Source organism: Pseudomonas sp. B1(2018), from assembly GCF_003097365.1.
GTDB classification, from domain to species: Bacteria; Pseudomonadota; Gammaproteobacteria; order Pseudomonadales; family Pseudomonadaceae; genus Aquipseudomonas; species Aquipseudomonas laurylsulfatiphila.
Map to the genome: position 1 here is coordinate 14,986 of NZ_PYUK01000020.1, position 23,265 is coordinate 38,250.

Sequence of the window (23,265 nt, forward strand, 5' to 3'; positions counted from 1 at the left end):
CGGTCTCTCCAAGGTCTTGTAGGAGCTGCCGAAGGCTGCGATCTTTTGATTTTGATCTTGCGCCAAAAAACAGGATCAAAAGATCGCAGCCATCGGCAGCTCCTACACACTGTTGAGTTTTATCTATTAATCAACCTTAAAAATCAACTTAACAAATGAATACTTCGGCGAGACACTCCTTCCCATTCGGCTAGCCAGCCGCCCACAAAGAATAAAAGAGGTGCATATGGCAGGTTTCGACAAGCGCGTGAGTTCCTACGAGGAAGCTCTGGCAGGTCTTGAAGACGGCATGACCGTGATCGCTGGCGGCTTCGGCCTGTGCGGCATCCCGGAAAACCTGATCGCCGAGATCAAGCGCAAGGGCACTCGCGACCTCACCGTGGTCTCCAACAACTGCGGCGTCGACGGTTTCGGCCTTGGCGTACTGCTCACCGACCGCCAGATCAGCAAAGTGGTGGCGTCCTACGTCGGCGAAAACAAGCTGTTCGAAGAGCAACTGCTCAAGGGCGAAATCGAAGTCATCCTGACCCCGCAAGGCACCCTCGCCGAGAAAATGCGCGCGGGCGGCGCCGGCATCCCGGCCTTCTTCACCGCCACCGGCGTGGGCACTCCGGTTGCCGAAGGCAAGGAAGTGCGCGAATTCCATGGCCGCAAGTACCTGATGGAAGAGTCCATCACCGGCGACTTCGCTATCGTCAAAGGCTGGAAAGCCGACCATTTCGGTAACGTGATCTATCGCCACACCGCCCAGAACTTCAACCCGCTGGCCGCCACCGCCGGCAAGATCACCGTGGTCGAAGTCGAAGAAATCGTCGAACCCGGCGAGCTGGACCCGGCGCAGATCCACACCCCTGGCATCTACGTCGACCGGATCATCTGCGGCACGTTCGAGAAGCGCATCGAACAGCGCACCGTGCGTAAGTGATCCCCTGCCCCCGGACCGAATGAAGGAATAACGACAATGGCACTTTCCCGCGAACAAATGGCTCAACGCGTCGCCCGCGAAATGCAGGACGGCTTCTACGTGAACCTGGGCATCGGCATTCCGACCCTGGTCGCCAACTACATCCCCGAAGGCATGGAAGTCATGTTGCAGTCGGAAAACGGCCTGCTGGGCATGGGTCCGTTCCCGACTGAAGAAACCATCGATGCCGACATGATCAACGCCGGCAAACAAACGGTGACCGCGCGCATCGGCGCTTCGATCTTTTCCTCGGCCGAGTCCTTCGCGATGATCCGCGGTGGCCATGTCGACCTGACCGTGCTGGGCGCCTTCGAAGTGGACGTGCAAGGCAACATCGCCTCGTGGATGATCCCCGGCAAGCTGGTCAAGGGCATGGGCGGCGCGATGGACCTGGTGGCCGGCGCAGACAACATCATCGTCATCATGACCCACGCCTCCAAGGACGGTGAGTCCAAGCTGCTGTCCCAATGCAGCCTGCCGCTGACCGGTGCCGGGTGCATCAAGCGCGTGCTGACCGACCTGGCCTACCTGGAAATCGAAAATGGCGCATTTGTCCTCAAGGAACGCGCACCTGGCGTCAGCGTTGAGGAAATCGTCGCCAAGACCGCTGGTAAACTGATCGTCCCGGACCACGTTCCGGAAATGCAGTTCGCTGCCCAGTGAGGAATCATTCCATGCAAGAAGTCGTCATTGTTGCCGCCACGCGCACCGCGATCGGCAGTTTCCAGGGTTCCCTGGCCAATGTTTCTGCCGTTGACCTGGGCGCTGCGGTGATCCGCCAGTTGCTGGCACAGACCGGCCTGGACCCTGCGCAAGTCGATGAAGTGATCATGGGCCAGGTGCTGACCGCCGGCGCCGGGCAGAACCCTGCGCGCCAGGCCGCGATCAAGGCCGGCCTGCCCTTCGCCGTACCGGCCATGACCCTGAACAAGGTCTGCGGTTCGGGCCTCAAGGCCCTGCACCTGGGTGCCCAGGCGATTCGCTGCGGCGATGCCGAGGTGATCATCGCCGGTGGCCAGGAAAACATGAGCCTGGCCAACTACGTCATGCCCGGCGCGCGCACCGGCCTGCGCATGGGCCACGCGCAGATCGTCGACACCATGATCAGCGATGGCCTGTGGGACGCGTTCAACGACTACCACATGGGCATCACCGCCGAGAACCTGGCCGAGAAGTACAGCCTGACTCGCGAGCAGCAGGACGCGTTCGCCGCCGCCTCGCAGCAGAAAGCCGTAGCCGCCATCGAAGCCGGGCGCTTCGTCGATGAAATCACCCCGATCCTGATCCCGCAGCGCAAGGGCGATCCGCTGTCCTTCGCCACCGACGAGCAGCCACGGGCCGGCACCACCGCCGAATCCCTGGGCAAACTCAAGGCGGCCTTCAAGAAGGACGGTTCGGTGACCGCCGGCAACGCTTCGTCGCTGAACGACGGTGCCGCCGCCGTGATCCTGATGAGCGCCGAAAAGGCCAAGGCCCTGGGCCTGCCGGTACTGGCGAAAATCGCAGCGTACGCCAACGCAGGCGTCGACCCGGCGATCATGGGCATCGGCCCGGTGTCGGCCACCCGTCGTTGCCTGGACAAGGCCGGCTGGAACATCGACCAGTTGGACCTGATCGAAGCCAACGAAGCCTTCGCCGCGCAATCGCTGGCAGTGGCCAAGGACCTGGAATGGGACTTGAACAAGGTCAACGTCAACGGCGGCGCCATCGCCCTGGGCCACCCGATCGGTGCCTCGGGTTGCCGCGTGCTGGTGACCCTGCTGCATGAAATGCTCAAGCGTGATGCCAAGAAAGGCCTCGCCACCCTGTGCATCGGTGGCGGTCAGGGCGTGGCACTGGCGCTCGAAAGGGCTTAAAGCGTTCAACAGACGGCGCGGGGGCCCACGAAGATCTGTCGCCGTCTGGACAACTGTGGCGAGGGGGCTTGCCCCCGTTGGAGTGCGAAGCACTCCCAAAATACTCGACTATTGCCGGGATTCTGGGGCTGCTGCGCAACCCAACGGGGGCAAGCCCCCTCGCCACATCCTGGTTTTTTTATCCCCGCTTTTTCATCTAGACCGAGTCATCGTTCTTCGCGAGCAGTCACCCCAAGAACTGCAAAGTCAACCCACTGTCCGCCCCACTGATCACCGCAGATGCCCAGGAAACGCAGGCGCAAAAGATCCTTTCGTACAAATTCCGAAGGCTTCATGTATACAAAACCCGCATACAGATAAAGCAATCTGGCCGATGCAATGTTACCGTTGCCACCTCACACAGGTCGGAGACATGCGCGTGTTGATCCTCAAACTGCTGGTGATTCCAGGCTTCCTGCTGCTGATTTCCCTGGCCGGCAAACGCTGGGGACCGAGCGTGGCCGGTTGGCTATCGGGGTTGCCGGTGGTGGTCGGACCGATCCTGTTGTTCCTTGCCCTTGAGCAAGGTCAGGCGTTCGCTGCGCAATCGGCCACGGCGGCGCTGTCGGCCATGTTCGCGATGATTGCGTTTTGCGTGACCTACGCCCAGGTCGCACAACGGGCCGGATGGCCACTGGCGTTGCTGATCTCGCTGTCGGTCTGGGCGCTGGTGGCGGTTGTCCTGTCGCTGATCCCGGGATCCCTGGTGTTTTCCCTGTGCGCCGCCGCGACCGCGCTGCTCGCCGCGCCCTATCTGTTTCCCGCCGTGCAACCGGTGCTCAGTGGCCCGGGGCCGAAATCCGACAAGCTTGTGTTGCGCATGGTGGCCGGTGCATTGCTCACCCTGGTCGTGACGCTGCTGGCCAGCACCGTCGGCGACCGCTGGAGCGGCCTGCTGGCGGTGTTCCCGGTATTGGGCAGCGTGATGGCGGTGTTCTCCCAGCAAACCCGTGGCCCGGCCTTTACCGCCGCGTTGTTGCGCGCCACCGCCACCGGCATGTATTCGTTCGCCGCGTTTTGCCTGGTGTTGGCCCTGGCCCTGCCGTCGATGGGGATGAACGCTTTTGTCCTGGGTGTCGCGGTGTCGGTGGCCATGCTGGGGGTGACCAAACGCTTGCTGGCGCGGCCGGTCGGCCCGACGACGGACACTGGAGGAACGGCCATCAAACGCTAAGCTGCATGATGTCATCGGGCCAGGATGTTGCCCGCCTCTACACGCTGAAGGAACAGACATGACTGCATCTCGCTTGCGCACTGCCCGATCGGCGACCGCCGTGGGCGTGATTGCGATCTTCCTCTGGTCCTGCCTGGCGTTGTTGACCACCCTCACTGAAGGCATCCCGCCCTTTGAACTGCTGACCTTGAGTTTCGGCGTGGCGTTTGCCGCCAGCCTGATCACCCTCGGCCGCCATGGCATGAGCGGGTTCAGCAGCTGGCGCCAGCCCTGGGCTGTCTGGGCCACCGGTTTCGTCGGGATTTTCGTTTATCACGCGCTGTACTTCTTCGCGCTCAAGGTCGCGCCTGCCGCCGAAGCCAGCCTGATCAATTACCTGTGGCCGCTGATGCTGGTGCTGCTCTCGGCCTTTGCCGCCGGCGAAAAACTGCACAAGCGCCAGGTGCTCGGTGCGGTGCTGGGCCTGGCGGGCACGGCGTTCATCATGCAGCAACGCGCCACCCACACGGCGGCGACCATGCCCGTCGCCGGGTACCTGGCGGCGTTCGGCTGCGCGCTGATCTGGGCCGGTTACTCGGTGTTCAACCGTCGTTTCAGCGCAGTGCCCAGCAGCATCATCGGTGGCATCTGTGGCATGTCGGCCGCCGCCGGGCTGGTCTGCCACCTGGCCTTCGAAACCACCGTGCGGCCTGACTTCAATCAATGGGCGGCGATCGTCGTTCTCGGCCTGGGGCCGGCCGGACTGGCGTTCTTCGCCTGGGACCACGCCACCAAACACGGCAACCTGGCGACGCTGGGGGCGCTGTCCTATCTGGCACCCTTGATCTCGACCCTGCTGCTGATCGTCGTCGGCCATGGCCATGCCAGCCCGATCCTGATCGTGCCGGCGCTGCTGATCATCGCTGGCGCGGTGATTGCCACCGCACAGGCGCCCGAAAAAGCACCCGCAACCCGTTCGATGGTTTCACACGAGTAGAACAACGACCCCGTACGTCAATCGAACGGGTTTGCTTCAACATCAGCCTCAGTTCCACTCCCTGCCCGACTGAGGCAAGCCCCCTGACCACAGACAAGCCCCCTCGCCACAAGTGCTCACATGACCGCTCGTTACGGCAGGCTGGAATGCAGCACAACCTCCGTGGGATGATCGCGCCCCACCGCGCGCCCATCCCTGGAGATTCCGATGTCTTTGTTGAGTAAAAAAGCCCTTGTCCTGCTGTTGGCAGCCGCTACCGGCCTGGGGGCTTTGAATGCGCAGGCCGCCAAGGCCACTTCCAGCGATGCGCCAGCGCAGAAAGTTTCGATGCTCGGCAGCAAGTTCACCTTCAACCTGCCCAAGGGTTTCATCGCCAACCCGCTGCCGGCCAGCCCGGACGGTGCCAGCGGCACCCTGTACAGCAACGAATCCACCAAGACCGTGGTGATCGCCGCTGAAAACACCCTGCCCAACGGCATCAGCGTCAAGGACAACGATGGCGGGTTCCTCGACGGCACCGTGGCCGACTTCGATGCGGCGCAACACAAGTCCCTGCCCGACTACAACAAGCTCAGCGAGAAAACCCTCACCCAGAAATCCGGGCTGGGCCTGCGCCAGATCGACGGCACTGCCACGCAAGGCGGTGGCATGACCCTCACCACCACGCTGATGGCCGCCTCCGGCACCCGCATGGCGGTGATCCAGGTGATTTCCCGCCCTGGCGACATGGCAGCCCATGAAACCCTGATCAAACAGATCGTCAGCGGAAAATAAGGCTCAGGGGTTAAGACGCTGCAACCAGGCGCTCAAGTCCTGGATCTCTTCGGCGCTGATGTTGTGGCCAACACCGGGGTAGCCGTGAAACTCAGGGTCGAGTGACACGCTCTGCAACAGGCTGTTGGCCTCGGTACCGTCGCTGTAGGGAAGGCGTTTGTCCTGTTCGCCATGACCGATGAAAATCGCCAGCGACTGGCGCTTTTCATCCGGTTTGAGTTCGGCCTTGAGCACCGGCAGAATCCGCCCGCTCAACGCCGCGATCCCGCCGAGCGCTTCGGGGTGCCGCAAGCCCACTTCGTAAGACATGATCGCACCCTGGCTGAACCCCACCAGGAACACCTTCTCCGGTTCGGTGTGATATTTCTTCGCGGCCTGTGCGACGAAGTCCAGCAACACCTGGCCACTGGCCTTCAAATCATCGGTCTCACCGTTGTAGGCCCCTTCGCCCTTCTTGCGGAACCACTGATAGCTGCCCTCCTCCATTACCAAAGGTGCCCGCACCGACAGGTAGGTGTAGGACGCGGGCAAGTCATCCTTGATGCCGAACAGGTCCTGCTCGTTACTTCCGTAACCGTGAAGGAAAATCACCAGGGGTTGATGGTTCGAATCGGCGGAGGCCTGTGCCAGGTATTTGAGTGGCAGGTCGGTTTGCAGCGGGGTTTGGGCGTGGACGGCAGTGGATGCCAACAGCGTGAGCAGCGCGAGAATCTTCAACATGGGTCTTCCTTCACGGAATGCAGGATTCGCGCAAGAGCCTAACACTGGTCTGCTGGCAGGAACATCTCGGGCGTGGCGAATGCCGCCATCGCGGGCAAGCCCGCTCCCACACTGGATCTGTGGCGTTCACAAAACCTGTGGGAGCGGGCTTGCCCGCGAAGAGGCCAGTACAGATAAAGAAAATTCCGGACTCAGTCGTTGATCAGCTTCCCCACCCGAATCGGCTCACGCCCGGCGACTTTCGCCTGCCAGGTGCCGGGCTGGGTGTAGCGCCCACGGTCGATGGCGAACAGCACGCCACTGGTGCCGGCCTGCACGGTGGTGACCTTGTCGTTCAACGGGTCGACCACCTCGAACAGCGCATCGCCCTTTTCTACCCATTCCCCGGCCTCACGCAGGAAACTGACCACACCGTGATGCGGTGCGAACAGGTATTGGGTGCCTTCGAACGGCATGCCTTCACAGCAGTCGGCCGGCGCCGCCGGCCAGGTGCCGGAGATGAAACCCTGCTCGGCTAGGAAGCCGAGAATGGCCTCGCAATTGGCCCGGGCCTGGTCGACCCGGGTGTCCCCCATGCTGCCCAGCTCCAGCGTGGTCGCCAGGTTGGCCGGGGGAATCGAGGCCGCCGGGAACGCCCGGGCCAGACGTAACCAGGGCGAAGAACAGGACTCGTCGAACGAGCTGCCGCCGGAGTCTTCACACAACAGCGCCACGCCAGCCTGCAAGCGCGCCGCCAGGGATCGCCATTGTGGCCAGTGCTGCGGCAACGCATAAATGTGGATCGCTGCTTCGAAATCGCAATGCAGGTCGAGGGTGATGTCGGCGTCGCAGGCATGGCGCAGCAACAGGCGATGCATGGCTTCCAGCTGCGATGTCGCTGCCGGCAAGTCATCGAGCACCTGGCCCATGGTCTGGCGAATCAGCGCGATGTTGGCCTGGGCATCGCTGCCGAGGCGATCACCGACCCGATCGGCCACCGGTGCACTGAGTTCGACGAACGAGCGGTTGAAGTTCTTGCCGCTGCCCAGTTCGAAGCGTCCCATGTGGCTGCCTTGCAGGTGCTGGTCGAGGCCAATGGGATTGGCCACCGGCACCAGTTCGATCACACCGTTCAACTGTCCCTGTTGTTCAAGTTCGGTCAGGCGCTTCTTCAACTCCCAGGCCGTGCGCATGCCCGGCAATTCGTCGGCGTGCAGGCTGGCCTGGATGTACACCTTGCGCGGGCCCGCGCCATAACGAAACACGCTGAGGGTGCGCTCAGTGCCCAGGTGGCTCCAGGGCAGTTTGTGGTCGATGCGTTGCATGGAGGGACTCCGATGTTCCATGTGTAGGAGCTGCCGAAGGCTGCGATCTTTTGATCTTTTTAAACAGCTTAAAAGATCGCAGCCTTCGGCAGCTCCTACAGGGGAAATGTGTTGACATAAAAAAAGTGGCAGTCGCGTCAACGGCTGCCACTTTCTCGAACGGCTGGATTACTCGCCGTAAACGTCAAACTTGAAGTACTTGTCCTGCACTTGCTTGTACTTGCCGTTGGCGCGGATCTCGGTGATGGCTTTGTTGAACTGCTCGGCCAGGGCGGTATCGCCCTTGCGCACGGCAATGCCGGCGCCGCCACCAAAGTACTTCGGATCGTTGTACTCAGGGCCGACGAAGGCAAAACCTTTACCGGCGTCGGTTTTCAGGAAACCGTCGTCCAGGTTGACCGAGTCGGCCAGCAGCGCGTCGATGCGGCCGGAGACCATGTCCAGGTTGGCTTCCTGCTGGGAGCCGTAGCGCACCAGGACAATCCCTGCCGGTTGCAGCACTTCAGTGGCGAAGCGGTCGTGGGTACTGGCGCGCAGTACACCGACTTTCTTGCCCTTGAGTTCGGTCAGCGGGTCCTTGACGTCGGTGCCTTCCTTCATCACGAAGCGCGCCGGGGTGTGGTAGTACTTGATGGTGAAATCGACGTTCTTCTTGCGGTCGTCCGTGATGGTCATGGACGACAGGATGGCGTCGATTTTCTTGACCTTCAGCGCAGGGATCAGACCGTCGAACTCTTGCTCGACCCAGGTGCACTTGACCTTCATCTGCTCGCACAGGGCATCGCCGATGTCCACGTCGAAACCGGTGAGTTTGCCGTCAGGGGTTTTCATCGAAAATGGCGGGTAGCCGGCTTCGATGCCGATGCGAATCGGCTTGGCGTCGTCAGCCACGGCGGTCAGGGACAACATCGACAGTGCCAGGGCACCGAACATCACTAGCTTCTTCATTTATAACTCCTGTGTGCGGAGGCTTTTATTGGCAGCTTCGATTGGCAGCGTTCGGTCCTTGCTTTGTGAGCGGAAACCGAAGTGGCCGGCAGTCTAGAGCGGCTACAGGAGGGTAAATTACGCCAAGGCGACAAATATTTATAAAAAAGTGGCAGCAGGATCGAGTCATTGCGGTGGATTCACCATGACGGCGCAACGTCTGTCGGACAGATCGCGTTTTCAGACCAGGACTACAGCTCTTTCGGCGCCAACCGACGTACCGGGCCGACTGGCGATACCGAGTGTTTTACGGCACATTGGGCGCCCTTGCGTCCCATCGAGAGTAGCGCGATGCCCACGTTGAACCTGATCCAGCACCACCCCGCCGAAGGCCCGGGTGCCATCGCCTTTTGGGCCGAGTCCAGAGGGCTGACGCTGAAGGTGTTTCGCGCCGACCTGGGGCAGTTGCCGCCCGTCAGCGCCGATCCGGTGATCCTGTTGGGCGGGCCTTATGAATCCAATGCCGGCCCGGCCTGGCTTGCGGCCGAACGGCAATGGCTCAAAGGCAGTCTGGATCTGGGCGGCGCCGTGTTCGCCATCTGCCTGGGGGCTCAGTTGCTGGCGTTGAGTCTGGGCGGCCATGTACGGCGCATGGACCGGAGCGAAACCGGATGGACCACGGTGAGCTTTATCGATGGGCAAGCGCTGAAGGTACTCGAGTGGCACGAAGACGCCATCGACCTGCCGCCTGGCGCGCAGTTGTTGGCCAGCAGCGAGCACTGTGTGCAGCAGATGTACCGCGCCGGGCCGGCGCGACTGGGGTTGCAGTTTCATCCGGAGTGGAACGCCGAGTCGGTGGCCATGCTCAATGCGCATTTTGGCGATGAGTCGCCGTTGCCGCGGGGGCCGCAGGACGATGCAGCCTATGCCGAGGTGTTGGCGTGGTTGCAGGCGACACTGGATGAGTGGTGGGCGGCGGGGAGTGAACAACAAAGATCAAAAGATCGCAGCCTTCGGCAGCTCCTACAGGCAACGCAATCCAATGTAGGAGCTGGCGCAGCCTGCGATCTTTTCGGTTAGATCAACACTCGCAACCGACCACGCTAGCGGTTTGCCGCTTCACCCCGGCACTCAACTCAAACCCTTCATCCAGCCACCCGGTCACGCCGCCGATCATCTCCTTGACCGGATAGCCCAGGGCCGCCAGCTTCACCGCGGCCTTGTTGGCGCCGTTGCAGTGAGGCCCGGCGCAATAGACCACGAACAGGCTGTTTTTCGGATAACCGGCCAGACCCTCGGCGTTCAGCAAGCGCCCGGGAATGTTGATCGCTCCCGGTACATGCCCGCGCTCGAACGCCAGCGGGCCACGCACATCCACCAGAATGAAATCGATTTCGCCAGCCTGCTGGCTGCCGTAGACGTCGGAACAATCGGTCTCGAACGTCAGACGGTTGCTGAAATGCATCAGGGCGATGGCCGATGGGGCGGCGGGAATTTCGCGAACCAGACTGGTCATGGGCTGTACTCCAAAGAGGCGGTGGGTGTGGGGAGACTTTATCCGCCAGGCACTTGCGGCTACAGTGGCGCACAAGACACCGATCGGGAATTTTCCGCCAAATGCATCCCAACCCAGCCAAGGTCGCGATTCTGGCCTACGACGGCCTCTGCACATTCGAGTTCGGCATTGCCGTGGAGATCTTCGGCCTGCCACGCCCCGAGTTCGATTTCCCGTGGTACGAACATCGTATCGTCGCCGTCGATCAAGGCCCGATGCGTGCCATGGGCGGTATCCAGGTCCTGGCCGACGGCGGCATGGAATTGCTCGCCGATGCCCGCACCATCATCATTCCCGGCTGGCGCGACCGCAACGCCACGGTCCCCGCAGAGCTCATCGACGCCCTGCGCCAGGCCCATGCGCGGGGCGCACGGTTACTGTCGATCTGCTCCGGGGTGTTCGTCCTCGCCGCCACCGGGTTGCTCGACGGGCACGGTGCGACCACGCACTGGCGCTACACCTCGGAACTGGCCGAGCGGTTTCCCGGCATCCTGGTGGACCCGGACGTGCTGTATGTCGATTCGGGCCAGTTGATCACCTCAGCCGGCAGCGCGGCCGGCATCGATGCCTGCCTGCATCTGGTGGCCCGGGATTTCGGCACGCAAGTGGCCAATTCCGTGGCCCGCCGCCTGGTCATGTCGCCGCAACGCAGCGGCGGCCAGGCGCAATTCATTCCGACGCCGGTCAGCCCCACACCGCGTAGCGATCTTTCCCGCGTCATGCAGTGGGCACGTGAGCGCTTGCACGAACCGCTGGAAGTGCGCGACCTGGCCAGCGAAGCCGCCATGAGCGAACGCACCTTCCTGCGTCGCTTCACCGAAGCCAGCGGCCAGTCACCGAAAACCTGGTTGCAGCAGCAACGTCTGGGCCGCGCCCGCGAGCTGCTGGAAAGCAGCGACCAGAACACCGAACAGATCGCCGAACGTTGCGGTTATCGCTCGGTGGAAAGTTTTCGGGTGGCCTTTCGCACTGTGGTTGGCGTGCCGCCTTCGGTGTATCGGGAGCGGTTTGGGCGTGGGGGCAGTGTTGGTTTTTGAGGTGTTCTCGAGGGCCTCTTCGCGGGCAAGCCCGCTCCCACAGGGATGGTGTGAACAACACAATACCTGTGGGAGCGGCGGTGCGGCGATCCGACTTGCCCGCGAAGGCGTCAGCCCGGTCACAGCCTGATCAAGGCTTGCGCAACAGATAGGTATCCATGATCCAGCCATTGGCCAGCCGTGCCGCCTTGCGCACCCGTTCGATTTCATCCGCCACATCCTTGAGTTTGCCGCTGATCAGGATTTCATCCGGCGTCCCCAGATAGGCCCCCCAGTAAATCTCGGTGTCCCGGTCCGCCACCTGATGGTAGGCATCCTGGGCATCAAGCATCACCACCAGGCTGTCGGCATCGCCCACCTGCCCTGCCGCCAACCGCCGGCCCGTGGTGATTTCAACAGAGCGGCCAATCTGGTTCAGCGTCACCTTGTGCTGTGCCGCCAGGGCCTGGACGCTGGTAATGCCGGGGATCACCTCGAACTCGAACGCGCAGGCGCCCGAGGCCTGGATCGCCTGAAGGATACGGATTGTGCTGTCGTACAGCGCAGGGTCGCCCCACACCAGGAAACCGCCACACTGGCCGTCGGACAGTTCGTCATTGATCAACCGTTCGAAGGTCTGCTGTTTGGCCAGGTTCAAGTCGTCGACACTGCTCCTGTAGTCCACCTCACCGCGCTCGCGCTCGGGGCTGTGGGCCTGGACAAAACGGTAATCGTGGTCGGTGATGTAGCGTTCGCAGATTTCGCGCCGCAAGTCGATGAGCTTGTCTTTGCTCTCGCCCTTGTCCATGAGGAAAAAAACGTCGACCTGATTCAGCGCCTTCACCGCTTGCATCGTGATGTAGTCGGGGTTGCCGGCGCCAATGCCGATGACGAGGAGTGTTTTCATTGCAACAGGTCCTCGGGGTCGGTGCCCGGCAAGCGCAACCGCCAGCGGCCCTGAAACCTCAGCTCCACCGCCGACAGGGGTTCGACGTCGATCATGTCGGATGCCGCTCCCTGCAACACGTGCGTCAGAGCGGCGCGGATGACAAAGGGATGGGTAATGGCAACGATGTGCCCGGGCGTCGATTGCAACGCGGTCAACCACGCCCCCACCCGCTCGCCCAATTGCACCAGCGACTCGCCACCGTGGGGAGCCGAAGCCGGATCCCCCAGCCAATGCTCGAGGGCCCCGGGATCGTTTTTTTGCAAGTCGCCGATGCGCTCACCGCCCCAACGCCCGAAGTCGCAATCCTTCAGTGAGTCGACAATCTGCGCCGCGCTACCGAACAGCTCAGCGGTTTGCCGGGTGCGCAGTTCCGGACCGCAGACAAGGCGTGGAACGCCCTTGAACTGATTGCAACGGGAAAGCCTGAGCGCTTGCCAATCCATCTCCAGAGGTTCGTCCAATGGAAAGCGCGCCAGTTTCTGTGCGACGGTTCGAGCGTGACAAATCAGGGTTAAACGGGTCGCCTGCACCGGCAATCACTCCAGGGATGGAAAGGAACAACGGCGTCAGGGGACTGCCATCGGGCAATTGTGCCGCAAGAAAGCAGGCCTTTGGGTAATGCCGATCAGTTAAGAGTGACACTGACCTGTGGCGAGGGAGCTTGCTCCCGCTGGACTGCACAGCAGGCCCATTTGTTGGGGCCGCTTCGCTGCCCAGCGGGAGCAAGCTCCCTCGCCACAGGTTGATCAGCGCTGGCCGCCCCTTGACTGATCGGCATCAAGCCTTGGGGGCGTTTAATTTTCCTGTTTGAAGCGGGCTCCGTCAGGCATTTCCTGGCAGGTTTTCTGTTATCGCTGACTGCAACCAAGGCAATTGCCTACAAGACTTTGCGACATCGGCGTAGCCCCTGGCTGAAGGCACTTTGCCCCTTTTTCGGGCACGGCCGGACCACGCGAAAATTAACTAGACAGGCAGCACGCGATAATTAAATACTCTTTTCAACGGACTGTTAAAACATGTGCCACGCTCATCCAGCAGGAGCCCGGATGCCCTTTCTCCAATACCCGATCAATGTGCCAGGCCCGGCAACGCCTGCGGCCGAGCCGTCCGTCCCTCGTTTAATGCAGGCAACCCCAGCTAGCATCTGACAAGAAAAAGAGTGGCGCCTGACAACGATCAGATGTCCACCGAATAAATGTGTGGAAAAACCGACAGTGATAGTCAGGTTCGGCTCAAACCGCCGGATCGTTTGATACAGGAGTGTCTCCATGCTGGTCTTGCGTCCAGTCGAGTTGGCTGACCTGCCAAGGTTGCAGAAGCTGGCTCGTGAAAGCCTGGTGGGCGTCACATCCCTGCCCGACGACAGCGAACGGTTGCGCGAAAAAATTCTCGATTCCTGTGCCTCGTTCGAGAAAGACGTCGAGGGTCACGGCCCGGAAAACTATTTATTTGTCCTCGAAGACCCGGCGACGCAGCACCTGGTCGGCTGCTCGGAAATCCTCGCCACGGCGGGGTACGACGAGCCGTTCTACAGCCTGCGCAACCGGCACTTCACCAGTGCCTCGCGGGAACTGAACATCGAGCACGGTGTACCGGCCTTGTCGTTGTGTCACGACCTCAGCGGCCACACCTTGCTGCGCGGCTTCCATATCGATGCCGCACGGGTACGCACCGCCCATTCCGAACTGCTGTCCCGGGCGCGCCTGTTGTTCATCGCGGCCCACCCCGGGCGGTTTTCCGCAACGGTGATCACCGAAATCGTTGGTTACAGCAGTGATGAAGGGCACTCGCCATTCTGGGATGCCGTGGGCAAGCATTTCTTCGACCTGCCCTACGTCGAGGCCGAACGGCTTTGCGGCCTGCAAAGCCGCACCTTTCTCGCCGAACTGATGCCGCAGTATCCGATTTACGTGCCCATGCTGCCCAAAGCGGCACAGGACTGCATCGGCAGCATCCACCCCGATGGCCAGGAAGCCTTCGATATCCTCGAGCGTGAAGGCTTCGAAACCAACAGCTACATCGACCTGTTCGATGGCGGCCCGACGCTCTATGCGCGCACCTCGGGCATTCGGTCCATCGCCCACAGCCAGTGTGGCCTCACACAGCGCGGCCCGGTGAACGATGCCCGGGGCAGCTATCTGGTGAGCAACGAGTCCTTGACGGACTATCGGGCCATCGTCGCCGATCTTGACTACATCGCCGGGCAACCCGTCACGCTGGACGCGGCCATGTGCACGGCGCTGAAGGTCACCGAGGGCAGCCCGGTCAGGCTGATCGCCCTGTGAGTGCCCACCTGGGTCAACGCCAACGCCCGAACACCCATGAACAAGGAACAGCCGCATGATTGTCCGTCCGGTCCAGATCACCGACCTGCCCGCCTTGTTTACGCTGGTGCGTCAGGCCAGCCCCGGACTCACCAGCCTGCCGGCCGACGAAGAACGCCTGGCCTACCGGATCCGCTGGGCCCAACGCACTTTCGCCGGGCAGGTCGATCGGGCCGATGCCGATTACCTGTTCGTGCTCGAGGACGACGAGCAGCAAGTGGTGGGCGTCAGCGCCCTGACGGGGGGAATCGGCCTGCGCGAGCCCTGGTACAACTACCGGGTCGGGCTCACGGTCAATGCTTGCGCGGACTTGGGTATCCAGCGCCAGATCCCGACCCTGTTCCTGAGCAACGAATTGACCGGGCAATCGGAAGTCTGCTCGTTGTACCTGCGCCCCGACCAGCGCCAGGGAAGCAACGGCCGTTTGCTTTCGCTCGGGCGTTTGTTGTTCGTGGCCGAGTTTACGCAGCTGTTCGGCAACCGGCTGATCGCCGAATTACGCGGCAGTACCGACGAACGAGGCGGCTCACCGTTCTGGGACAGCCTCGGCCGGCATTTTTTCAAGATGGATTTCAGCCATGCCGACCACTTGTCCGGGCTGGGCAACAAATCGTTCATCGCCGAACTCATGCCACGCCAGCCGCTGTACACCTGCCTGCTCACCGAACAGGCCCAGGCGGTGATCGGCAAGCCCCACCCGAACACCGAGCCGGCCCTGAAAATCCTCAGCGCCGAAGGTTTTGCCCACAACGGCCATATCGATATCTTCGACGGCGGACCGGTCATCGAGGCCCCGGTTTCCGGTATCCGCACCGTGTGCGACAGCCGACCGCTGCAACTGGCCATCGGCTCGCCGGACGCTAACGATCCGCTCTGGCTGATTCACAATCGGCGCCTGGAAAACTGCCGCATTACCTGCGTCCCGGCCCGACTGTCGGGCAACAGCCTGGTGGTCGATCGCCTGACCGCCAAGCGCTTGCAACTGCAGCCCGGCGACTCGGTACGCGCCGTGCCGCTGCTCAACCAGCGGCACCAGGCCGCAGCGGCGTGACCTATCAGCTTGCTGCCTCAGGCGTCAATCCGGCTTACCCAGCAAATTCGTCATCATTCTCCCCCTGCGCGCGTGATAGCCTTTTATTTCTTCGGCGTTGACACTTTTGCTCAAGCCCTTCCATTCCATTGGTGGAACTCATATGTCCAGGCTTTCCCATCAAGATTTGCGCCGCAATTTTCGCCAACTGTTCGCCTCCAACACCTGCTACCACACGGCCTCGGTGTTCGACCCGATGTCGGCGCGCATCGCCGCCGACCTGGGCTTCGAAGTCGGGATCCTGGGTGGCTCGGTCGCTTCGCTGCAGGTGCTGGGCGCCCCCGACTTTGCCCTGATCACCCTCAGCGAGTTCGCTGAACAGGCCACCCGCATCGGCCGTGTTGCCCAGTTGCCGGTGATTGCCGATGCCGACCACGGCTATGGCAACGCGCTCAACGTCATGCGCACCATCGTCGAGCTCGAACGCGCCGGCGTCGCCGCGCTGACCATCGAAGACACCCTGCTGCCCGCGCAGTTCGGCCGCAAATCCACCGACCTGATCACGGTCGCCGAAGGCGTCGGCAAGATCCGCGCGGCACTGGAAGCCCGCTGCGATAAGGAAATGGCGATCATCGCCCGCACCCACGCCGGGATTCTGCCGGTGCAGGAAATCATCAGCCGCACCCGGCAATACCAGCAAGCCGGGGCCGACGGGATCTGCATGGTGGGTGTAAAGGACTTCGACCATCTGGAGCAGATCGCCGAGCACTTGAGCGTGCCGCTGATGCTGGTCACCTACGGCAACCCGCTGCTGCGCGACGACAAGCGCCTGGCGGAACTGGGCGTGCGCGTGACCATCGACGGCCATGGTGCCTACTTCGCCGCGATCAAGGCGACCTACGACAGCCTGCGCGAACAACGCCAGATCCTCACCCAGACCTCGGACCTGAGCGCGACCGAGCTGACTCACACCTACACGCAACCTGAGGAATACATCCGCTACGCGGAAGAGTTCATGAGCGTGAAGGAGTGATGGTTTCATGCCGCTGACAGCGTGAACCGACACGCCGCCATCGCGGGCCCGCTCCCACAGTTGGTTTTTGTTGAACACAAATCTTGTATTCACCCAGATCCTTGTGGGAGCGGGCTTGCTCGCGAAGGGGCCATCACTGCCAACATCCCTGCGGCCTGACACTGCGCCATCGCGAGCAAGCCCGCTCCCACAGGTTATGCGGTGGGCGGTCACGCCGAGTCGAGCAGTTCGCGATGGGGTTTGCCATTGCCGCAACAGATCACGCGGTTACGCCCGGTGGTCTTGGCTTCGTACAGCGCATGATCGGCGTCGTTGAGCCAAAGCGTCGCATCGGTGTGCGCCGGGTCGAATGACGCCAGGCCAATGCTCAGGCTGACTTTCAGCGCCGGACTCTGCTCGTAGCCCAGGGTGGCGAAGCGATCACGCAGGGCATCCATGAGCACCGCAGCGCGGTTCAGGGGCAGGTCCGGAAGGATCACGCAGAACTCGTCACCGCCGTAGCGCCCGGCCACATCGGTCGCTCGCAGGTTCTGCTTGAGCATCTTGCTCAACTGACGCAGGACGATATCACCGGCAACATGGCCGTAGGTGTCGTTGATGGCCTTGAAATGATCGATGTCGATCAGGGCAATCGCCCCGCCCTTTTGCTGGCGTTTGCAGCGCTGGAACTCGACTTCCAGCTGGTCCTTCCAGGCGCCATGGTTGAACAGGCCCGTCAGGCTGTCGGTGCGGCTCAGTGCCAGCAGTTCACGCTTCTGGCGGCCGAGGGTATGGGCCTGGCGAAAGCAGATCCAGCCCAGCGCCAACGGATACAGGCACAGCAAGGGCAAACAGGCATAGAGCTGCAGCGGGCTGGTCGCCGGAATGAACGCCGGGGCGAAAATCTGCAAACCGACGCCGATGCCCAGCACTTGCGCGGCCGTCCCGGCCAGCAGGAAGCGCATGCCGCCGATGGCCACGTTGTTCATGGCCATCATGGAAATGGTGGTCGCGCTGGGCAGTGGATTGAAATGCATCGCGGCAATCCAGAAACCGCCCAGAAAGGCATCGATCAGCAGATTGCGGTGTTCGGCGTGATAAGGCTTTCTGGCCCGGCGCGCCCATTGATAAGCCACATGCGGCCAGACCAGGCCATTGAACCACATGAAACCCCAGACCCAGGGCGCCGGATCGAGTGGATACATCGCCGCGCTCACGCACACCAATCCCAGGGCCACCCCCAGGATTCGCGATGTATAGAGCCTCCTGGCCAATGAGAACGCCTTTCCTCCCGCTTTTTCCATAAGGCCTCTGTGCCACTCGACGGAATGCGATAACAGCCTGTGCCTGTGCGCTGGAGTCTATCAGGGCGAGATTAAATAGCCATCACCGGCTGGCGGGCTGAATATCGCGGCATCACCCTCGCATAAAAGCAAAAGCCTCACCCCGGAAACGGCTATACATGAAAGAAGGGGTTGATCAATGACCATAAGAGGAGGCCCATGCAGACCTTTCAAGTATTGATCATCGGCAGCGGGTTTGGCGGCCAATGTGCCGCAATCAATTTGCTCAAGGCCGGCATCGACGATTTTCGCCTGCTGGAGCGGCGGGATTTCTTCGGCGGCACCTGGTGCCAGAACACCTACCCCGGCGCGGCCGTCGACGTCCCTTCGCCGCTGTATTCATTGTCTTTCGCACCCTATCGCTGGACGCAGATGTTCGCCGAACAGGCCGAGCTGCATCGCTACACCCGCCATGTAGTGGAGCACTTCGGCCTGCGCGACAAGGTGGAACTGGATGCGAATGTCGAGCGCATCGAATGGGACGACATCAGCAAGCGCTGGACCGTCTACACAGCCGGCAAGGGCACGTATTGCGCGCAGTTCCTGATCAACGCGACCGGGCCGCTGAGCCAACCGGTGGTGCCGCACTTCGAGGGACAGGAGCGTTTTCAAGGTAAAACGTTTCACACCAACAACTGGGATCACGGCTACGACTATCGGGACAAACGCGTGGCCATCGTCGGCAGCGGCGCCAGTGCGGCCCAGGTGATACCGGCCATCGCCCCGGACGTCGGACACTTGCATGTGTTCCAGCGCACGCCCCACTGGGTATTGCCCCGGGCTGACCGCAGCTTTGGCCGTTTCCAGCGCTGGCTGCTGGGACTCAAGCCGGCCTACAAACTGCTGCGCTGGGGGATCTACTGGCAGTTCGAAACCCGGGTGATTGCCTTCAAGTATTCGAAGCCGGCGATACACATGGTCCAGCGCCAGGCCCTGCGTTTTCTCAAACGCCAGGTGCCGGACGCCGAATTGCGGCGTCAACTGACGCCGGACTACACCATCGGCTGCAAACGGGTGATCCTGTCCAGCACGCTGTACCCGGCACTGGCGCGGCGCAACGTGACGCTGCACAGCCGCGAGCAAGGCATCGCCGCCATCGACGAAACCGGCATCGTTACCCTGGACGGCCAGCACATCGACGTGGACCTGATCGTCTGGTCCACCGGCTACGACGCCACCGACGGGGTGATTTCCTACCCGGTCACAGGAAAAAACGGCACCCGTCTCAAGGAGGTCTGGGCGCAATACCCTCGGGCCTACCTAGGCACCGCCCTGCCCGACTTTCCCAACCTGTTTATCGTCACCGGGCCGAACACCGGGATCGGCCACACCTCGGCGCTGTTCATCATCGAATCGCAGATGAACTACATCCTCGACTGCATTCGCACCTTGAAGGCTCAAGGTTTACGCAGCATCGAAGTTCGCCATGAGGCGGAACGTACCTACACTGAAATGATCCACCGGGAAATGGAACGCACCGTGTGGAAGTCCGGTGGTTGCCACAGTTGGTATCAAAGCAAGAGCGGTCATGTGATTGCGATGTTTCCGGGGTTCAGTTTCAGCTTTCATCGCTTGACCCGAGCGCTGAAACCCGCCGATCACATTTTGTCCTGAGCAGATAGAAGGGAGACGCGTGATGCTTTTGTTGTTCGTGGTTCTCGCAGTGTTCGTCGCCTGGAGCTGGCTGACCTACCCGGCCATCGGCTACTGGCTCTATGACTTGAGCATGGCGGCCGAGGCCAAGCTTTACCGGCTGCATAAAATCGTCGTGCCCATCCCCGAGATGACCGTCTCTACCTGGCAAGGCGGGCCGTACGAGGCCACCAGCAGCGTGCTGATGCTCCATGGCTTCAGCGCCGACAAGAACCTCTGGCTGCGTTTCGCCCGGCACTTTGTCGGCAGCCATCGGGTGATCATCCCGGACATCGCCGGCCATGGCGAGACCGGCTTCAAGGCGGGCGGCGGCTACGACATACCGTTGCAGGCCAAGCGCATGATCCAGCTGCTGGACGTGTGCGGCGTCGAGAAAGTCCATGTCATCGGCAACTCCATGGGTGGCTATATGGCGGCGTGGCTCGCGGCCAATTACCCGGAGCGCATTGTGTCCCTGGCCCTGATCGACCCGGCGGGGGTCACCTCGCCCGAGCCCAGTGACCTGGAGCGGCATTTGGCCAAGGGCCACAACCCGTTTCTGATTCATTCGCGGGAGGAGTTCCAGCGTTTCTACGCCATGACCATGGCGTCCCCGCCCTGGGTGCCGAAGCTCGTGCTCGATGCCGTGGCCCAGCGCTATGAACAGTCCCGCGAGGAGCTGGAGGAAATCTTCCGCGACTTCCGTGCCAGCCCGCCGATGGAACCCCACCTGCCCGACATCAGCGTCCCGTCGCTGTTGCTGTGGGGGCGCAAGGACCGGCTGATCGACGTCAGCAGCGTGGCGGTCTGGAGCAAAGGCATCGCCGACCTGCGCGTGTATATCTGGGACGCCATCGGGCACATGCCCATGGTGGAAGCGCCCTCCGGTTCGGCGCGGCTGTATCGGGAGTTTTTGGCATCACTGCGTTCGGAGAGTCCACAGGATCAACGACTCCACTAGGTTTGCAGTCCTTTGCAGAATGAAGTTCGTCAGAAACTTCGTTTGTCGGCGTCGCTGAAGGCTGCGATCTTTTGCCCATCCTTTACGTCACCGCGCCAGGAATCCTGTTCATGAACCACCCGAGCTTCGTCAGCCCTGACCTGATCCGCCAACGCTTTTCCAAAGCGATGTCCGACATGTACCGCGAGGAAGTGCCGTTGTATGGCGCGTTGATGGAACTGGTGGAGCAGACCAACCGACACGTGCTGCAAAGCGATCCGCAGATCCTGCAACAGCTCACCAGCACCGGCGAAATCGAGCGCCTGGACCTGGAGCGCCATGGAGCGATCCGCGTCGGTACGGCCGATGAACTGGCGACCCTCGCCCGCCTGTTCGCGGTGATGGGGATGCAACCGGTGGGTTACTACGACCTGACACCGGCCGGCGTGCCGGTACATTCCACGGCGTTTCGCGCCGTGCATGAAGCGTCGTTGCAGGTCAGTCCATTCCGGGTGTTCACCTCGCTGTTGCGCCTGGAGTTGATCGAAGACCTGGAGCTGCGAGCGTTCGCCCAGTCGATGCTCGACCGGCGCTCGATCTTCACCGCCAAAGCCCTCACGCTGATCGAGTGTGCAGAATCCGAGGGTGGCCTGACCGAACCGCAAGCCCGCGAATTCGTCGAACAGGCCCTGGAAACCTTTCGCTGGCACCACAGCGCCACCGTCACCGCCGAGCAGTACCAGAAGCTCAGCGCCCAGCATCGGCTGATCGCCGACGTGGTGGCGTTCAAGGGCCCGCACATCAACCACCTGACGCCACGGACCCTGGACATCGACATCGTCCAGGCGCAAATGCCCGCCCATGGCATCACCCCCAAAGCGGTGATCGAAGGTCCGCCCCGCCGCCAGTGCCCGATCCTGCTGCGCCAGACCAGTTTCAAGGCCCTCGACGAGCCGATTGCCTTCACCGATCAGAACGAAGCTCGCGGCAGCCACAGTGCCCGCTTCGGCGAGATCGAACAGCGCGGTGCCGCCCTCACGCCAAAAGGCCGCGCACTGTACGACCGCTTGCTCAACGCCGCGCGGGACGAACTCAAGGACTTCCCCAACGAAGCCAACGCCGTGCGCTATAACGCCCTGATGGCGCAGCATTTCAGCGAGTTCCCCGACACCTGGGAAGGCATGCGCCAACAGGAGCTGGCTTACTTCCGCTACTTCGTGACGGAAAAAGGCCTGGCGGCGGGCGACCTGAAAAACGTCGCACTGGACGACCTGCTCGGCAGCGGTTACCTGCGGGTTGAGCCGTTGGTGTATGAAGACTTCCTGCCGGTCAGCGCGGCGGGGATTTTTCAGTCGAACCTGGGGGACGCGGCGCAAACCCGGTACGGCGTGCACTCCAATCAGCAGGCGTTCGAAAAGGCCTTGGGGCGTTCGACGATCGATGAATTGGCGTTGTATGCCGAGAGCCAGCGGCGCTCGATCGAGCAGTGTTTCGCGGCGTTGGCCGATGTTGAAAAAGGCTCTTCAAGCAATCCCGGGCAACACCGATAACGCAACACCTGTAGGAGCCAGCTTGCTGGCGATGGACTCAAGCGCGCCGCGTTCATCCAGTTCGCCCGCGTTATCGTTGACGACCATCGCAGGCAAGCCAGCTCCTACAGGGGACCGCGTTTATCCAGCTCACCCGCGTTATCGTTAACGACCATCGCTGCGATGCGGCGACCCGACAAGCCAGCTCCTACAGGGGACCGTGCCCACGCTGAAATCCCCCCAAAAAAAACGGGCGACCCGCAGGTCGCCCGTTTTTTATATCCGAAACTTTCAATACAACCAATAAAGTGTTCGCCCAGTGCGATGGCCTCGGCAATCCATGCACTGGTAAAGAGCCGTACACTGGGCGAACGGAAAGCATTTTAGTAGATGAGAATCAATATGTCCGCACTGCAAAGATGAAATTTATCGACACAATGTTTAAGGAAACATCGACTTGATAACAACGCCGCACAACGCTTTAAACGCGACCGTTAAACGCTATGAGCTGATTATTCCTGTACAAGACTTCTACGAAAACAATCAGCCCATATCACTCAATCTCAGTGCTTGCTGGTCACTGTCAATATGTCGGTGTAAACCACGTTAACGCTTTGTCCAACTTTCAAGTCCTTGAGTTTGGCTTGGACTTCAGGTCGCTTGACGTCAACCGTCTTGGATTTTCCTTCCGGGTTTTCAAAAGTCACCTGGTGTTTTTTCAGGTCGATGTGGGTGATTTTCAGCTGCACTTTCACCTGACGGTAAGCTTCGCCGCCGGGGTTGTCGCTACCGGGTGCCGCGCGCACTTCGCCAGTGGCTTCGGCAGTGCCCGGCAGGCCTTTGTCGACATCGGTGTCGAGGAAGGCGGCAACGGCGCTGGTGACCCTGATGTCGACTTTGTCGCCAGCCTTGAGGTTGTCGAGGTTTTTTGCCTTTTCGGTCAGCTGCACAGGGAACTCATTACCCTGCGGGCCTTTGAGGACCACGATACGGTTTGCGGTATCTACCGAAACGACTTGGGTGGCAACCTGATCGACCACCACGACTTCGGACAACGGGAGTTCGGCGGCAACCGCACCGAAACTGGCGGCAGACAGCAAGGTGGCGAGGGTGATGGCTTTGGTCAGTGCGTGGCGTTTCATAGGCAGAACTTTCCCTGTGATGAATGACAACAGACGGCGTTGACGCAAAGCGCAATGCC

At 61.5% G+C, this 23,265-nt stretch carries 22 protein-coding genes; 14 read left to right on the forward strand and 8 right to left on the reverse strand.

Annotated elements, in window-relative coordinates; translation table 11 throughout:
* Positions 1 to 226: 226 nt before the first annotated feature.
* The 6 genes from C9422_RS25530 (at position 227) to C9422_RS25555 (ending at position 5,783) form a co-directional block, all read left to right on the forward strand.
* Positions 227 to 925 carry a CoA transferase subunit A gene (locus tag C9422_RS25530; protein WP_007975747.1) on the forward strand — a complete coding sequence of 233 codons (699 nt, stop codon included), beginning with the start codon at positions 227 to 229 and terminating at the stop codon, positions 923 to 925.
* A 36-nt stretch (positions 926 to 961) separates the two neighbouring features.
* Positions 962 to 1,627, forward strand: a complete 666-nt coding sequence (locus tag C9422_RS25535) for a CoA transferase subunit B (protein WP_007975748.1) — start codon at positions 962 to 964, stop codon at positions 1,625 to 1,627.
* An 11-nt stretch (positions 1,628 to 1,638) separates the two neighbouring features.
* Complete coding sequence (locus C9422_RS25540) at positions 1,639 to 2,820, forward strand: acetyl-CoA C-acetyltransferase (protein WP_116582576.1); 1,182 nt, start codon at positions 1,639 to 1,641, stop codon at positions 2,818 to 2,820.
* A 418-nt stretch (positions 2,821 to 3,238) separates the two neighbouring features.
* On the forward strand, positions 3,239 to 4,033 hold the full coding sequence (locus C9422_RS25545) for a hypothetical protein (protein ID WP_102700553.1): 795 nt from the start codon (positions 3,239 to 3,241) through the stop codon (positions 4,031 to 4,033).
* Positions 4,034 to 4,091: 58 nt separating this feature from the next.
* Positions 4,092 to 5,009, forward strand: a complete 918-nt coding sequence (locus tag C9422_RS25550) for a DMT family transporter (RefSeq protein ID WP_116582577.1) — start codon at positions 4,092 to 4,094, stop codon at positions 5,007 to 5,009.
* Between the two features lie 207 nt (positions 5,010 to 5,216).
* A complete protein-coding gene (locus C9422_RS25555) occupies positions 5,217 to 5,783 on the forward strand; it encodes a hypothetical protein (RefSeq protein WP_116582578.1) in 567 nt (188 codons plus the stop codon).
* Positions 5,784 to 5,786: 3 nt separating this feature from the next.
* Here the strand turns inward: C9422_RS25555 and C9422_RS25560 are convergent, their stop codons facing one another.
* The 3 genes from C9422_RS25560 to C9422_RS25570 all read right to left on the reverse strand — a co-directional run bounded on the left by C9422_RS25560 (position 5,787) and on the right by C9422_RS25570 (position 8,755).
* Positions 5,787 to 6,503: an alpha/beta hydrolase gene (locus C9422_RS25560; RefSeq protein WP_116582579.1), complete on the reverse strand. Its 717-nt coding sequence runs from the start codon at positions 6,501 to 6,503 to the stop codon at positions 5,787 to 5,789.
* A gap of 191 nt (positions 6,504 to 6,694) precedes the next feature.
* The gene (locus C9422_RS25565) at positions 6,695 to 7,807 is read right to left on the reverse strand and encodes a succinylglutamate desuccinylase/aspartoacylase family protein (protein ID WP_116582580.1); all 1,113 of its coding nucleotides are present in this window, start codon (positions 7,805 to 7,807) and stop codon (positions 6,695 to 6,697) included.
* Between the two features lie 168 nt (positions 7,808 to 7,975).
* Complete coding sequence (locus C9422_RS25570; RefSeq protein WP_007975754.1) at positions 7,976 to 8,755, reverse strand: ABC transporter substrate-binding protein; 780 nt, start codon at positions 8,753 to 8,755, stop codon at positions 7,976 to 7,978.
* A 330-nt stretch (positions 8,756 to 9,085) separates the two neighbouring features.
* Between C9422_RS25570 and C9422_RS25575 the strand changes: the two genes are divergently transcribed.
* A complete protein-coding gene (locus C9422_RS25575; protein ID WP_256590033.1) occupies positions 9,086 to 9,814 on the forward strand; it encodes a type 1 glutamine amidotransferase in 729 nt (242 codons plus the stop codon).
* Between the two features lies 1 nt (position 9,815).
* Here C9422_RS25575 and C9422_RS25580 read toward each other — a convergent pair whose 3' ends face one another.
* Positions 9,816 to 10,250 carry a rhodanese-like domain-containing protein gene (locus tag C9422_RS25580; protein ID WP_116582581.1) on the reverse strand — a complete coding sequence of 145 codons (435 nt, stop codon included), beginning with the start codon at positions 10,248 to 10,250 and terminating at the stop codon, positions 9,816 to 9,818.
* A gap of 101 nt (positions 10,251 to 10,351) precedes the next feature.
* Between C9422_RS25580 and ftrA the strand changes: the two genes are divergently transcribed.
* Positions 10,352 to 11,326, forward strand: a complete 975-nt coding sequence (ftrA, locus tag C9422_RS25585; RefSeq protein ID WP_116582582.1) for a transcriptional regulator FtrA — start codon at positions 10,352 to 10,354, stop codon at positions 11,324 to 11,326.
* A gap of 130 nt (positions 11,327 to 11,456) precedes the next feature.
* On the opposite strand, the gene cobF is transcribed toward ftrA, so the two are convergent.
* The gene (gene cobF, locus C9422_RS25590) at positions 11,457 to 12,212 is read right to left on the reverse strand and encodes a precorrin-6A synthase (deacetylating) (RefSeq protein ID WP_116582583.1); all 756 of its coding nucleotides are present in this window, start codon (positions 12,210 to 12,212) and stop codon (positions 11,457 to 11,459) included.
* On the reverse strand, positions 12,209 to 12,784 hold the full coding sequence (locus tag C9422_RS25595) for a histidine phosphatase family protein (protein WP_116582584.1): 576 nt from the start codon (positions 12,782 to 12,784) through the stop codon (positions 12,209 to 12,211). The genes cobF and C9422_RS25595 overlap by 4 nt, the downstream gene beginning before the upstream one ends.
* Positions 12,785 to 13,522: 738 nt before the next feature.
* On the opposite strand from C9422_RS25595, the gene C9422_RS25605 reads away from it, so the two are divergent.
* The 3 genes from C9422_RS25605 (at position 13,523) to C9422_RS25615 (ending at position 16,641) form a co-directional block, all read left to right on the forward strand.
* Positions 13,523 to 14,539 (forward strand): arginine N-succinyltransferase, encoded by a 1,017-nt coding sequence (locus C9422_RS25605; protein WP_116582585.1) that lies wholly within the window; start codon positions 13,523 to 13,525, stop codon positions 14,537 to 14,539.
* Positions 14,540 to 14,594: 55 nt separating this feature from the next.
* Positions 14,595 to 15,629: an arginine N-succinyltransferase gene (gene astA, locus C9422_RS25610; protein WP_116582586.1), complete on the forward strand. Its 1,035-nt coding sequence runs from the start codon at positions 14,595 to 14,597 to the stop codon at positions 15,627 to 15,629.
* 142 nt (positions 15,630 to 15,771) lie between these two features.
* A complete protein-coding gene (locus C9422_RS25615; RefSeq protein ID WP_007975765.1) occupies positions 15,772 to 16,641 on the forward strand; it encodes an oxaloacetate decarboxylase in 870 nt (289 codons plus the stop codon).
* 209 nt (positions 16,642 to 16,850) lie between these two features.
* Here C9422_RS25615 and C9422_RS25620 read toward each other — a convergent pair whose 3' ends face one another.
* Positions 16,851 to 17,924 carry a diguanylate cyclase gene (locus C9422_RS25620; RefSeq protein WP_007975766.1) on the reverse strand — a complete coding sequence of 358 codons (1,074 nt, stop codon included), beginning with the start codon at positions 17,922 to 17,924 and terminating at the stop codon, positions 16,851 to 16,853.
* A gap of 198 nt (positions 17,925 to 18,122) precedes the next feature.
* On the opposite strand from C9422_RS25620, the gene C9422_RS25625 reads away from it, so the two are divergent.
* From C9422_RS25625 to C9422_RS25635, 3 genes are all read left to right on the forward strand, one after another.
* On the forward strand, positions 18,123 to 19,577 hold the full coding sequence (locus C9422_RS25625) for an NAD(P)/FAD-dependent oxidoreductase (RefSeq protein WP_116582587.1): 1,455 nt from the start codon (positions 18,123 to 18,125) through the stop codon (positions 19,575 to 19,577).
* Positions 19,578 to 19,599: 22 nt separating this feature from the next.
* On the forward strand, positions 19,600 to 20,556 hold the full coding sequence (locus C9422_RS25630; RefSeq protein WP_116582588.1) for an alpha/beta fold hydrolase: 957 nt from the start codon (positions 19,600 to 19,602) through the stop codon (positions 20,554 to 20,556).
* 110 nt (positions 20,557 to 20,666) lie between these two features.
* Positions 20,667 to 22,085, forward strand: coding sequence for a VOC family protein (locus tag C9422_RS25635; RefSeq protein WP_116582589.1), 1,419 nt, complete (start codon positions 20,667 to 20,669; stop codon positions 22,083 to 22,085).
* A gap of 542 nt (positions 22,086 to 22,627) precedes the next feature.
* Here the strand turns inward: C9422_RS25635 and C9422_RS25640 are convergent.
* Positions 22,628 to 23,206: a hypothetical protein gene (locus tag C9422_RS25640; protein ID WP_116582590.1), complete on the reverse strand. Its 579-nt coding sequence runs from the start codon at positions 23,204 to 23,206 to the stop codon at positions 22,628 to 22,630.
* Between the last annotated feature and the right edge of the window lie 59 nt (positions 23,207 to 23,265).

Bases quoted from the DNA above. Each gene is read 5' to 3' on its own strand.
- C9422_RS25530 (WP_007975747.1), top strand. From the start codon at position 227: ATGGCAGGTTTCGACAAGCGCGTGAGTTCCTACGAGGAAGCTCTGGCA.
- C9422_RS25535 (WP_007975748.1), top strand. From the start codon at position 962: ATGGCACTTTCCCGCGAACAAATGGCTCAACGCGTCGCCCGCGAAATG.
- C9422_RS25540 (WP_116582576.1), top strand. From the start codon at position 1,639: ATGCAAGAAGTCGTCATTGTTGCCGCCACGCGCACCGCGATCGGCAGT.
- C9422_RS25550 (WP_116582577.1), top strand. From the start codon at position 4,092: ATGACTGCATCTCGCTTGCGCACTGCCCGATCGGCGACCGCCGTGGGC.
- C9422_RS25555 (WP_116582578.1), top strand. From the start codon at position 5,217: ATGTCTTTGTTGAGTAAAAAAGCCCTTGTCCTGCTGTTGGCAGCCGCT.
- C9422_RS25560 (WP_116582579.1), bottom strand. From the start codon at position 6,503: ATGTTGAAGATTCTCGCGCTGCTCACGCTGTTGGCATCCACTGCCGTC.
- C9422_RS25565 (WP_116582580.1), bottom strand. From the start codon at position 7,807: ATGCAACGCATCGACCACAAACTGCCCTGGAGCCACCTGGGCACTGAG.
- C9422_RS25570 (WP_007975754.1), bottom strand. From the start codon at position 8,755: ATGAAGAAGCTAGTGATGTTCGGTGCCCTGGCACTGTCGATGTTGTCC.
- C9422_RS25575 (WP_256590033.1), top strand. From the start codon at position 9,086: ATGCCCACGTTGAACCTGATCCAGCACCACCCCGCCGAAGGCCCGGGT.
- C9422_RS25580 (WP_116582581.1), bottom strand. From the start codon at position 10,250: ATGACCAGTCTGGTTCGCGAAATTCCCGCCGCCCCATCGGCCATCGCC.
- ftrA (WP_116582582.1), top strand. From the start codon at position 10,352: ATGCATCCCAACCCAGCCAAGGTCGCGATTCTGGCCTACGACGGCCTC.
- cobF (WP_116582583.1), bottom strand. From the start codon at position 12,212: ATGAAAACACTCCTCGTCATCGGCATTGGCGCCGGCAACCCCGACTAC.
- C9422_RS25605 (WP_116582585.1), top strand. From the start codon at position 13,523: ATGCTGGTCTTGCGTCCAGTCGAGTTGGCTGACCTGCCAAGGTTGCAG.
- astA (WP_116582586.1), top strand. From the start codon at position 14,595: ATGATTGTCCGTCCGGTCCAGATCACCGACCTGCCCGCCTTGTTTACG.
- C9422_RS25615 (WP_007975765.1), top strand. From the start codon at position 15,772: ATGTCCAGGCTTTCCCATCAAGATTTGCGCCGCAATTTTCGCCAACTG.
- C9422_RS25620 (WP_007975766.1), bottom strand. From the start codon at position 17,924: ATGGAAAAAGCGGGAGGAAAGGCGTTCTCATTGGCCAGGAGGCTCTAT.
- C9422_RS25625 (WP_116582587.1), top strand. From the start codon at position 18,123: ATGCAGACCTTTCAAGTATTGATCATCGGCAGCGGGTTTGGCGGCCAA.
- C9422_RS25630 (WP_116582588.1), top strand. From the start codon at position 19,600: ATGCTTTTGTTGTTCGTGGTTCTCGCAGTGTTCGTCGCCTGGAGCTGG.
- C9422_RS25635 (WP_116582589.1), top strand. From the start codon at position 20,667: ATGAACCACCCGAGCTTCGTCAGCCCTGACCTGATCCGCCAACGCTTT.
- C9422_RS25640 (WP_116582590.1), bottom strand. From the start codon at position 23,206: ATGAAACGCCACGCACTGACCAAAGCCATCACCCTCGCCACCTTGCTG.